Origin of the sequence: Variovorax sp. YR634, assembly GCF_900106655.1 — a bacterium.
In the GTDB taxonomy this organism is placed as follows: Bacteria; Pseudomonadota; Gammaproteobacteria; order Burkholderiales; family Burkholderiaceae_C; genus Variovorax.
Window position 1 is genome coordinate 222702 of the sequence record NZ_FNOL01000008.1, and the last position, 11545, is coordinate 234246.

Below are 11545 nucleotides of genomic sequence, written 5' to 3' on the forward strand. Positions count from 1 at the left end.
GGGCCCTCTTCAAGCCGTGCGCGGCATGGAGGCCCTGGGTGTTGTAGTGCGTTCTGGGCGCTCCGGTCGGCGGCAGCCGGTAGAGCCATGATAGGAGCAAAAGTTCTATGCCCCTGGTATTCCCCGGCCCGGCAAGGGCCTGAAAACCTGCGAGTCGGCATAGAACGCCGCCGCCTCGTTGCCGCCCCACCAGCCGGGCACGCCGAGCACCGGCAGCGGCACGAAGGGCTTGCGTTCGAGCTGCCGCGCGTCGAGCGCCTGCGCCATGCGCTCGTCATCGAACGCCGCCGGGCCGCTCGCGTCGTGCGTCAGCAGTACGTGTGCGGTGATCGGCTTGCGCGGCGTGACCAGCTTTTCGAGCAGCGCATGGCCGAAGAGCAGCAGGCGCGCCTCGCGCCACAGCCCGCGTTGCGTGACGAACAGCGTGTGCCAGTCGCGCGCGATCAGCGCCTGCCAGAGCGCGGGTGGCGCATCGAGCACTGCGCCGTTCTCGTCGAGCAGCGTGAGCGCATCGCGCAGCGGCCCGCGTACGGCGGCAACGCCGCTTCGCGCGATCTCGGCCGCCTGCAGTTCGTTGAGCCGGCGCTTGGTCTGCGGAAAGGCGAGCCACACGAGTCCGTTGAAAAGATCGTGCAGGTTGTCGCGCGTGGGGACGGTGCGGGTCTGGAAGATGTGGGCCTCGTAGGCCTGGCCTGCGGGCAGCGCGTCCTGATGTACGAAATCGGGCGCCTGCGCGGGCTTGACTGCCTGCAGGGCGGCCGCCGCCCCGGCGTGCCGTGCGGCCTGCTCTACCGCGACGCCGCTCGAACGATAAGGCGCCAGCCAGGGCTGCGCCCAATCAACCGCCGGCAGGGTCAAGGCGCGGGCGCGCCCGTCCAGCGGATGCGGTCAGGGTGCTGCATCACCGCGAACTCCGACGTGAGCTTGTCGAAAAGCTTGAGCGAACTGCCGTGCTTGCCGAGCAGGCCGGCCGTGCGCAGGGCCTTTGCCACGTCGTTGAGCGGCACGTCGTTGCCGCTGCGCAAGGCCGGTGCAGCCTGCAGGATGAATTCGGCCGCTTCGGAGATTTGCGGTTGCTGCTGCGGTGGCGGCGCGGCCTTGACGGCCTTCGCCGTCTTGCGGGCCGGCGTCTTGGCCGCGGCCTTCTTGGCAGCAGGCGTCGCCTTGGCCCGCGCGGTCTTCGCGGGTGCAGACTTGGCCGCAGCCGCCTTCTTCGCCGGCGCGGTGCGCACCGCGGGCTTCGTGCTGGCGTGGTGCGCGAGGTCCATGAAGGCGTCGTACACGCCGACCGTCTCTTCGCCCGTCTTGCCCTGCTGGCCGATGCCGCAGACGCGGCAGCCCTTTTCGCGCAGGCGGATCACGAGCGGCGCGAAGTCGGAGTCGGAAGACACCAGCACCACCACGTCGGGCCGCTCGTTGATGGCCAGGTCGATGGCGTCGACCGACAGCGCGATGTCGGTGCTGTTCTTGCCGGCCGACAGGTTCACCATCGGCCGCACCGACAGCCGCTTGAACATCGCCTGCCGGTTCACCGCCATCTCGGCGTTGCAATACGCGCGGCGCACGTGAATGGCGCCGTATTCATCCATCGTGCGCTGCACGGCCTGTTCGATCACATCGGCCGAGACGTTGTCGGCGTCGATCAGCAACATCACGCGCAGCGTCGGTGTCATGAGAGCTTCCAGTTGATCGTTTCGCCGCCGCGCAAGGGCTTGAGCGTGGCATCGCCGTAGGGCACGGTCTCCGGCACGGTCCAGCTTTCGCGCTTGAGCGTGATGGTGTCGGTGTGGCGCGGCAGTTCGTAGAAGTCGGGGCCGTGGAAGCTCGCGAAGCCTTCGAGCTTGTCGAGCGCGTTCACGCTGTCGAAGGCCTCGGCGTACAGCTCGATGGCCGTGAGCGCGGTGTAGCAGCCGGCACAGCCCAGCGCATGCTCCTTCAGGTGCGCCGGATGCGGTGCGCTGTCGGTGCCCAGGAAGAAGCGGTCGCTGCCGCTGGTGGCTGCCTCGACCAGCGCCACGCGGTGCGTCTCGCGCTTGAGCACCGGCAGGCAGTAGTAGTGCGGGCGAATGCCGCCGGTGAAGATGGCGTTGCGGTTGTACAGCAGGTGGTGCGCCGTGATGGTGGCTGCCGTGAAGCGATCAGCGTCGCGCACGTAGTGGGCGCCTTCCTTCGTGGTCAGGTGCTCGAACACCACCTTCAGCTCGGGAAAGTCGCGGCGCAGCGGAATCATCACGCGGTCGACGAACACGGCTTCGCGGTCGAACAGGTCGATGGCGGGGTCGGTCACCTCTCCGTGCACCAGCAGCAGCAGGCCGTGCTTCTGCATGGCTTCGAGCGTCTTGTAGGTCTTGCGGATGTCGGTCACGCCGGCATCGCTGTTGGTGGTGGCGCCGGCCGGGTAGAGCTTGAGCGCGCGCACGCCGGCTTCGGCTGCCAGCGCGATCTCTTCGGGCGGCAGCTTGTCGGTGAGGTAGAGCGACATCACGGGCTCGAAGGCCGCGCCCTCGGGCACGGCGGTGCGGATGCGGTCGCGGTAGGCCACGGCCTGTGCGGCAGTGGTCACGGGCGGGCGAAGGTTGGGCATGATCAGCGCGCGGCCGAACTGGCGCGCGCTGTGGGGAACGACGGCTTCGAGGGCGGCGCCATCGCGCACGTGCAAGTGCCAGTCGTCGGGGCGGGTGATCGTGAGGGTGTCTGTCATGGCGCTGGGATTGTCGCATCGCCCCCCTGGCGCCCTCCCACCGGGCTACGGATGCGAGAACACGCGACAGGCGTTCCGAGGCACCTGCTGGCTCCACTTGACGTGGTTGACCGAACTGCGCGCGCCCTTGCCCGGCGGCCAGGGGTCGAAGATTCGCAGCGTGGTGCCGCGCCCGCCGGGATCGTCGTCGCCGCGAATGCCCACGACGAGCACCATGTGGCCCGGACGGCCGACACCGGCGGCATACCCCCTCGCACCCCACGGCAGATCGAACATCAGCGGCCCGTGCTGCAGCGCGGCACGCAACTGGCCGACCGACCAGGGCGCCGGCGGGCGCACCGCCAGGCCGTGCGCGGACGCAAAGAGCGCATCGGCCGTCATGGCGTCGTCGGCATTCGCGAAGGTGCGCAGGCCGCCGTCGTCGCCGATCAGCTCGGCTGGCGTACGCGCCACCACCGCCTGCACGTTGGAGCGCGTGATCATGGCCGTGCAGGCGGCCCAGCATTGGCCGGGCGTGGGCTGCGGAATCAGCGCAACGGGGTGCAGGATCGGCGCGTGGCACTCGTTGCCGAACACCAGGTTCTGCGTGCAGGGGCCGGCCTCGCCGTCTTCGGCGAGCCAGTTCGCGGCCTGCAGGCGGCGCACCGCCATCCGGGTGATCGGGCCGTAGTCGCCGTCGAGCACGAGCCCGGGGTTCGGCTGGAGCTTCCGGTTCAATGCCTCCTGCAATCTGCGAACGTCGGCGCCACGTGCACCCTGCGTCAGTGTTGTCATCGGTTCTGTTCCCTTCGCCCCACAGACTGTCGGTGCAAACGGTTGCATTGTCAAAAACGGGCTCCGCCGCGTCCATCGGTCGGACGGCATATCCGGGATGGCGACCCCGCTTGGCCCGGGGCACGCCCGTTGCTTGACGTGCTGCGCCATTCGGCCGAAGGTTCGGCCGGCCCAGGCCTTGCGAGAACAAGAAAACAGGAAACCGCCATGCTGTCCACGGCAATGCTTTACTTTCGCGAGACCGCCAAGGCCGGCTCGCTGCGCCGCGCCGCGGAGCAACTGGGCGTGGCGCCGAGCGCCATCAGCCGCCAGATCGCCAAGCTCGAAGGCGAACTGCAGACCGCCCTGCTCGACCGCCGCGCCAACCGCACCACCCTCACGCCGGCCGGCGAGCTGGTGCTCGCACACGCCGACCAGGTGCTGCAGAACAGCGAGGCGCTGCGCGGCGCGTTGCAGGAGCTGATCGGCCAGCCCGTCGGCACAGTGCGCGTCGGCAGCATCGAGGGCATGGTCAGCCACTTCCTTGCGAACAACCTGGCGCGCTTCCAGAAGCGGCATCCGCAGGTGAAGCTGCAGGCCTCGGTGGTGGGCTCGCGCGCGGTGCTCGAAGCGCTGCAGGAAGGCCGCATCGACATCGCGCTGGCCTTCAACCTGCCCGAGCGCCACGCCTTCCGCGAACATGCGCGGCTGGAGCAGCCGCTGTGCGCCATCGTCGCGCCCACGCATGCGCTGGCGCGGCGGCGCAGCGTGTCGTTCCGCGAACTCGAAGGCCACCGCGTGGCGCTGCCCGACCGCTCGTTCCAGATCCGCCACCTGGTCGACCGCATCGCATCGAAGACGCAGGTGTCGCTCGACCTGGTGATCGAGACGAGCACGCTCGACATGGCCAAGGGCGTGGTGCGCAACAGCGATCTCATCACCTTCCTGCCGCGCTATGCGGCGCTGCACGAGGTGTCGAACGGAGACCTGTGCGCCGTGCCGCTGCAGGAGCGCGACTTTGCCGCCACCGCGACCAGCCTGCTCACGATGCCGGGGCAGCGCCAGTCGCCGGCGTCGCGCGCACTGCTCGAAATGCTGGCCACCAGCATGGGGCGCTACGGCTCCAACGCGGTGCCGCGTTCTGATTCCGGCAACACGCGCGTGCAGAAATGAGCCTTCCCGTCGGCCTCGTCGCTCCCTACATTGGGCGCTGACGAGGAAAGACGGCATGACAACCACAAGCACCGAAACCACTGCGTTCCCCGAAGGCGGCTACCGCTATGCGAAGGGCGTGTTCCAGTATTCCGCCGGCGTGGCGGCGCTGCCCGGCTTTGCCATCGAGCGGGTGCGCTTCCAGCAGGCCGTGCCGCTGGCCGACGGCTTCGACGCCATCGCGGCGCACCTGCGCGCCATCGGCCGGCCGCTCACCGCGCTGTGCGCCTGCGAACTGCGCTCGCCCGCGCCGTTCTCCGAGCGCGGCTTTCACGACTTCAACCGCATCTATGCCGGCACGCTCGAGCGCTGGCAGCTGCTGCGCGGCGACCACAACCCGGTGGCGCGCACCAACGTGTGCCCGCGCGTCGGCGCACCGGCCACGCCGGCCTTCCAGGCCTTCTCGTACACCGTGCCGGCCGACGACGATGCCGGGCCGCCGAGCTTCGTGATCTCGGGCGGCGGCGAAGCGCCCGACGGCCATGCTAGCTACCGCGAGGTGATGGTCCGCCTGGGCGACACCAGCCCCGACGGCCTGCGCGCCAAGCTCGGCTACGTGATGACGGAAATGGAACGCCGCCTGGCCGTGCTGGGCTTCGGCTGGCGCGATGCCGCGGCCGTGCAGGCCTACACGGTGCATGACATCGGCGCGCTGGTGTTCGACGAAATCGTGCAGCGCGGCGCGCTCACCACCGGCCTGACATGGCACCTCGCGCGCCCGCCGATCGTGGACATGGAAGTCGAGATGGACCTGCGCTGCGCAAGGCGCGAGATCGCGCTGTCATGGCCCTAGGCCAGGCAGGGACTGACCGCCTGCTGGCACATGTCGTGCTTGAGAGTTTCCTTTCGTCCTTTCCGCCATTCCACCCAACGGAGTTCCATGTGAAGCGTGCTGCCCCTGCCCTGTTCCTGAAGCCCCTGGCCGCCTGCGCGGCACTCGCCGTCCTGGCCCTGGCCGCGCCCCATGCGATGGCCCAGGAAAAGACGCTGCGCATCGCCATGACGGCAGCCGACATTCCGCGCACGCTGGGCCAGCCCGACCAGGGCTTCGAGGGCAACCGCTTCACCGGCATTCCGATCTACGACTCGCTCACGCAATGGGACCTGTCGAAGGCCGACGCACCGAGCGTGCTGATTCCCGGCCTCGCCACCTCGTGGGCAGTGGACGCCAAGGACAAGACCAAGTGGGTCTTCAAGCTGCGCCCCGGCGTCAAGTTCCACGACGGCTCGGCCTTCACCGCCGACGCCGTGGTGTGGAACGTGCAGAAGGTTCTCGACAAGGAAGCCGTGCAGTTCGACCCCAGCCAGGTCGGCGTGACGGCCTCGCGCATGCCCACGCTCAAGTCGGCGCGCAAGATCGACGACACGACGGTCGAACTCACCACCAGCGAGCCCGACGCCTTCCTGCCGATCAACCTCACGAACCTGTTCATGGCCTCGCCCGCGCACTGGCAGAAGAAGTTCGACGCAGCCGCTGGCGCCACGCCCGCCGACAAGGCCAAGGCCGCCTGGACCGCCTTCGCCGCCGACCCCGCCGGCTCGGGCCCGTTCAAGGTCACGCGCTTCGTGGCGCGCGAGCGGCTGGAGCTGGCCGCCAACAAGACCTACTGGGACGCCAAGCGCGTGCCGAAGATCGACAAGGTCGTGATGCTGCCGATGCCCGAGGCCAATGCGCGCACCGCTGCGCTGCTGGGCGGCCAGGTCGACTGGATCGAGGCGCCCGCGCCCGACGCCATGGCGCAGATCACGCAGCGCGGCTTCAAGATCTATTCGAACGCACAGCCCCACGTGTGGCCGTGGCAGCTCTCGTTCGCCGAAGGCTCGCCCTGGCTCGACAAGCGCGTGCGCCAGGCCGCCAACCTGTGCATCGACCGCGGCGGCATGAAGCAGCTGCTGGGCGGCATGATGGCCGAGCCCAAGGGCACGGTGCCGCCGGGCCACCCGTGGTTCGGCAAGCCCACCTTCGACATCAAGTACGACGTGAAGGCAGCGCAGGCACTGATGACGCAGGCCGGCTACTCGGCCGCCAAGCCGATCAAGGTGAAGGTGCAGATCTCGGCATCGGGCTCGGGCCAGATGCAGCCGCTGCCGATGAACGAGTTCGCGCAGCAGTCACTCAAGCAGTGCTACTTCGACGTGCAGTTCGACGTGATCGAATGGAACACGCTTTTCACCAACTGGCGCAAGGGCGCGAAAGACCCGTCGGCCAACGGCGCCAACGCGGTCAACATCAGCTTCGCGGCCATGGACCCGTTCTTCGCGATGGTGCGCTTCGTGAGCACCAAGGCCTTCCCGCCGGTGTCGAACAACTGGGGCTACTACGGCAGCCCCGAGGTCGACAAGCTGGTGGCCGATGCGCGCACCAGCTTCGACGACAAGGCACGCGACGTCGCGCTGGCCAAGCTGCACACGCACATCGTTGACGACGCGCCCTTCGTGTGGATTGCGCACGACGTCGGTCCGCGCGCCATGTCGGCCAAGGTCAAGAACGTGGTGCAGCCCAAGAGCTGGTTCATCGACATCGCCACGATGACGATGGACTGAGCGTTTTTTCAGCAAGCCACGAGCCAGCCAATGTTCGCCTACCTCCTGCGCCGCGTGATCTACGCCGTGCCGATCATGATCGGCGTGGCCCTCGTGTGCTTCCTGCTCGTGCACATCGCACCGGGCGATCCGCTGGTGTCGATATTGCCGCCCGACGCCTCCGCCGAACTGCAGGCGCAGCTGCGCGAGCTCTACGGCTTCAACCGCTCGCTGCCAGAGCAGTTCGCGATGTGGCTGTGGCGCGCGATGCACGGCGACCTGGGCGTGTCCATCGCCAGCAACCGCGCGGTGGCCGGCGAGGTGTTCACCGCCGTGGGCAACACGCTGCGGCTCGCGGTGGTGGCAACCTTCATCGGCTTCGTGCTGGGCTGCCTGTTCGGCTTCGTGGCGGGCTACTTCCGCAACTCGTGGGTCGACCGCCTGGCCTCGATGTTCTCGGTGCTCGGCGTGAGCGTGCCGCACTACTGGCTGGGCATGGTGATGGTGATCGTGTTCTCGTCGCAGCTCATGTGGCTGCCGGCCACCGGCGCGGGCCCCAGCGGCTCCGACGACTGGGCCTGGGACTGGGAGCACCTGCAGTTCCTGCTGCTGCCGGCGCTCACGATGTCGGTGATTCCCATGGGCATCATCGCGCGCACCGTGCGCGCACTGGTGGCCGACATCCTCGACCAGGAGTTCATCGTCGGGCTGCGCGCCAAGGGGCTCACGCACCTCGGCGTGTTCCGCCACATGGTGAAGAACGCGGCGCCCACGGCGCTGGCGGTGATGGGCCTGCAACTGGGCTACCTGCTCGGCGGCTCGATCCTCATCGAGACCGTGTTCTCGTGGCCGGGCACCGGCTTCCTGCTGAACTCGGCAATCTTCCAGCGCGACCTGCCGCTGCTGCAGGGAACGATCCTGGTGCTGGCACTGTTCTTCGTGCTGCTGAACCTGCTGGTCGACGTGCTGCAGACCTTGCTCGATCCGCGCATCGCGCGCGCCTGAAGAAGAAAGCCGCCAAGCCATGTCCACCGTGCTTCCCGCCTCTTCATCTTCCGCAATCGCAGTCGAACCCTTGCCGGCCCAGCGCTCGCGCGGCTACTGGGCATCGGTGTGGCTGCGCTTCCGGCGCGACCCGGTCGCCGTGGGCGCGGCCATCGTCGTGCTGCTGCTGATCGCGCTCGCAGTCTTCGGCCCATGGCTCGCGCCGTCTGACCCCTACCAGTCGTCGATGCTCAAGCGCCTGAAGCCCATCGGCACCGAGGGCCTGCCCTTCGGCAGCGACGAGCTGGGCCGCGACATGCTCTCGCGCCTCATCGTCGGCGCGCGGCTGTCGCTGTTCATCGGCATCACGCCGGTGCTGTGCGCCTTCGTGCTGGGCACGATCATCGGCATCGTCGCGGGCTACGCAGGCGGGCTGACCAACACGCTGATCATGCGCACCATCGACGTCTTCTATGCCTTCCCCTCGGTGCTGCTGGCCATCGCGCTGTCGGGCACGCTGGGCGCGGGGGTGGTCAATTCGCTGATCTCGCTGACCATCGTGTTCATTCCGCAGATAGCGCGCGTGGCCGAGAGCGTGACCACGCAGGTGCGCACCCGCGACTACGTGGAAGCGGCGCGCGCTTCAGGCGCCAGCCCCTTCACCATCGTGCGCGTGCACGTGTTGGGCAATGTGCTCGGCCCGATCTTCGTGTACGCCACCAGCCTGATCGCGGTGTCGATGATCCTGGCTTCGGGCCTGTCGTTCCTCGGTCTCGGCGTGAAGCCGCCGGAGCCCGAGTGGGGGCTGATGCTCAACACGCTGCGCACCGCCATCTATGTGCAGCCATGGGTCGCTGCCCTGCCGGGCGCGATGATCTTCATCACTTCGATCTCTTTCAACATCTTGTCCGACGGGCTTCGGTCCGCCATGGACAACAAGGGGTGAGCATGGAAGTCTGTTCTTCGATGCAGTGCGTTTCAGGGCGCGCTCACGCCGACGGGGTACCTTGCTCCGCGAATGTCCCCCGGCCTTCGGCCTCCTCCTTTATTTCGCTGCGCAAGGCACCCCATCGGCGTGATCGTTGTTCGCAGCGGTGGTTGATCGGCCAGCACCACAGCCGCGCCCATGTGCGAATGGCACCGGGTGCTCCCCGCAGCGAAATAAAGGAGGAGCCGAAGGCGAGGGACATTCGCGGAGGGGAGTACCCGGTGTCATTCGCACGCACCCCGAACGCAGTGGACAGGAGCTAACAAAAATGGACGCACCCAAAGACATCGGCGGCCCAGCCCAACCGCTCCTGACAATCAAAGGCCTGGTCAAGCACTTCCCCCTGAAGAAAGACCCACTGGGCCGCGGCGGCGGCGTTGTGCGCGCAGTCGACGGCGTGGACTTCGAAGTGCTCAAGGGCGAAACGCTAGGCGTGGTCGGCGAGTCGGGCTGCGGCAAGTCGACCACCGCGCGCCTGCTGATGCAGCTCATCGAACCCACACGCGGCGAAGTCGTGTTCGACGGCCGCGAAGTCGGCAGCCGCGACCTGCCGCTGAAAGAATTCCGCCGCCAGGTGCAGATGGTGTTCCAGGACAGCTACGCCTCGCTGAACCCGCGCCTCACCATCGAAGACTCCATCGCCTTCGGCCCGCAGGTGCACGGCGTATCGCGACGCGAATCGGTGGAACGGGCGCGCGACCTGCTGGCTCGCGTGGGCCTCTCGCCGCAGCGCTTTGCCGAACGCTACCCGCACGAACTCTCGGGCGGCCAGCGGCAGCGCGTGAACATCGCGCGGGCACTGGCACTGCAGCCGCGCATGGTGATCCTCGACGAAGCCGTCTCCGCGCTCGACAAGTCTGTGGAAGCACAGGTCATCAACCTGCTGCTCGACCTGAAGACCGAGTTCGGGCTGACCTACGTGTTCATCAGCCACGACCTCAACGTGGTGCGCTACGTGAGCGACCGCGTCATGGTGATGTACCTCGGCCAGGTGGCAGAGATCGGCCCGGCCGATGCGCTGTACGACGCGCCCGCGCACCCCTACACGCGTGCGCTGCTGTCCTCCATGCCGTCGATGGACCCTGACCACCGCACCGAAGAAGCGGCGCTCGCGGGCGATCCGCCGAACCCCATCAACCCGCCCTCGGGCTGCCGCTTTCATCCGCGCTGCGCGCTGGCCGCGCCGGTGTGCGCCAAGGTCGTGCCCGAGCGCATCGTCACCGGCTCGCAGCATGCGGTGAGCTGCCTGATCCACGAAGCCGGCAGCGGGCATCCGATGGCCATCGAAACGCAGAGGCAGGCAGCATGAGCGCCGCGCCGGGCCGCCCCAAGCAAGCTCGCACCGCAGTGCGAAGCACGAAGGTACCCCAATGAGCGACAACAACGAACCGATGGTCCGCCTGCGCGACCTCAGCGTTACCTTCAGCGGCGGACGCAAGCCGGTGCACGCCGTCAGCGGCGTGAGCCTCGAAGTGCAGCGCGGCGAGGTCGTCGCGCTGATCGGCGAATCGGGCTCGGGCAAGAGCGTGACCATGCGCACCCTGCTGCGCCTGCACCCCGAGCGCCGCACCCGCATGGACGGCACGGTGCAGGTGGCCGGCCGCGACGTGCTCGCGATGTCGCAGCGCGAGCTGGCCGACTTCCGCGGCAAGGTCGCGTCGATGATCTTCCAGGAGCCGCTGCTGGCGCTCGACCCGGTGTATTCGGTAGGCGCGCAGATCGTCGAGTCGATCCGCCGGCACGAATCCGTCACGCAGGCCGAGGCGCAACAACGTGCGCTGGCGCTGTTCGAGCGCGTGCGCATTCCAAGCCCCGAACGGCGCCTGCAGGCCTATCCGCACGAGATGTCGGGCGGCATGCGCCAGCGCGCCATGATCGCGCTGGCACTCGCCTGCAAGCCCCAGCTGCTGCTGGCCGACGAGCCCACCACTGCGCTCGACGCCACGGTGCAGATCCAGATCTTGCTGCTGCTGCGCGAGCTGCAGCGCGACCTGGGGCTGTCGGTGATCTTCGTCACGCACGACATCGGCGCCGCCGTCGAGGTGGCCGACCGCATCGCGGTGATGTATGCCGGCCGCATCGTCGAGGAAGGCACTGCGCGCGAGCTGATCCGCTCGCCGCGCCATCCGTACACGATCGCGTTGCTCAAGAGCCGCGCGCACGGTGCGCTGGCGCGCGGCACGCGGCTCGAAACCATCGGCGGCGCGCCGCCCGACCTGTCCGCGCTGCCGCCCGGCTGCGCCTTTGCCGAACGCTGCGCGCTCGCAAGCGATGCCTGCCGCACCGCGCAACCACCGGTGGTCGAGCTCGCGCCGAGCCACCGCGTGCGCTGCATCCACACCGATGCCGCGGCGGCCATTGCGCCGGTGCTCGTCGCCTGACAG

11 protein-coding genes are annotated in these 11545 nt (G+C 68.4%); 7 read left to right on the forward strand and 4 right to left on the reverse strand.

The window, feature by feature from the left end:
* Positions 1 to 105: 105 nt before the first annotated feature.
* The 4 genes from BLV60_RS16555 to BLV60_RS16570 are packed head-to-tail and all read right to left on the reverse strand — an operon-like array spanning position 106 to position 3475.
* Positions 106 to 858 carry a DUF3025 domain-containing protein gene (locus tag BLV60_RS16555; RefSeq protein WP_093056350.1) on the reverse strand — a complete coding sequence of 251 codons (753 nt, stop codon included), beginning with the start codon at positions 856 to 858 and terminating at the stop codon, positions 106 to 108.
* Entirely contained in the window at positions 855 to 1673 is an 819-nt protein-coding gene (locus BLV60_RS16560) for an NYN domain-containing protein (RefSeq protein WP_093056351.1), read from the reverse strand. The genes BLV60_RS16555 and BLV60_RS16560 overlap by 4 nt, the downstream gene beginning before the upstream one ends.
* Positions 1670 to 2701, reverse strand: a complete 1032-nt coding sequence (pyrC, locus tag BLV60_RS16565; RefSeq protein WP_093056352.1) for a dihydroorotase — start codon at positions 2699 to 2701, stop codon at positions 1670 to 1672. The genes BLV60_RS16560 and pyrC overlap by 4 nt, the downstream gene beginning before the upstream one ends.
* A 45-nt stretch (positions 2702 to 2746) precedes the next feature.
* Positions 2747 to 3475, reverse strand: a complete 729-nt coding sequence (locus BLV60_RS16570; protein WP_176928813.1) for a peptidoglycan-binding protein — start codon at positions 3473 to 3475, stop codon at positions 2747 to 2749.
* Positions 3476 to 3682: 207 nt separating this feature from the next.
* On the opposite strand from BLV60_RS16570, the gene BLV60_RS16575 reads away from it, so the two are divergent.
* The 7 genes from BLV60_RS16575 (at position 3683) to BLV60_RS16605 (ending at position 11542) form a co-directional block, all read left to right on the forward strand.
* Positions 3683 to 4627, forward strand: a complete 945-nt coding sequence (locus BLV60_RS16575; RefSeq protein ID WP_093056354.1) for a LysR family transcriptional regulator — start codon at positions 3683 to 3685, stop codon at positions 4625 to 4627.
* 55 nt (positions 4628 to 4682) lie between these two features.
* Positions 4683 to 5459, forward strand: coding sequence for a 2-amino-5-chloromuconate deaminase CnbZ (locus BLV60_RS16580; protein ID WP_093056355.1), 777 nt, complete (start codon positions 4683 to 4685; stop codon positions 5457 to 5459).
* A gap of 89 nt (positions 5460 to 5548) precedes the next feature.
* Positions 5549 to 7210: an ABC transporter substrate-binding protein gene (locus BLV60_RS16585; protein WP_093056356.1), complete on the forward strand. Its 1662-nt coding sequence runs from the start codon at positions 5549 to 5551 to the stop codon at positions 7208 to 7210.
* Between the two features lie 30 nt (positions 7211 to 7240).
* Complete coding sequence (locus BLV60_RS16590; RefSeq protein ID WP_093056357.1) at positions 7241 to 8194, forward strand: ABC transporter permease; 954 nt, start codon at positions 7241 to 7243, stop codon at positions 8192 to 8194.
* Positions 8195 to 8213: 19 nt separating this feature from the next.
* Positions 8214 to 9119 (forward strand): ABC transporter permease, encoded by a 906-nt coding sequence (locus BLV60_RS16595; protein WP_093056358.1) that lies wholly within the window; start codon positions 8214 to 8216, stop codon positions 9117 to 9119.
* A gap of 310 nt (positions 9120 to 9429) precedes the next feature.
* The gene (locus BLV60_RS16600) at positions 9430 to 10470 is read left to right on the forward strand and encodes an ABC transporter ATP-binding protein (protein ID WP_093056359.1); all 1041 of its coding nucleotides are present in this window, start codon (positions 9430 to 9432) and stop codon (positions 10468 to 10470) included.
* Positions 10471 to 10531: 61 nt separating this feature from the next.
* Positions 10532 to 11542, forward strand: a complete 1011-nt coding sequence (locus BLV60_RS16605) for an ABC transporter ATP-binding protein (protein ID WP_256329216.1) — start codon at positions 10532 to 10534, stop codon at positions 11540 to 11542.
* Positions 11543 to 11545 lie beyond the last annotated feature (3 nt).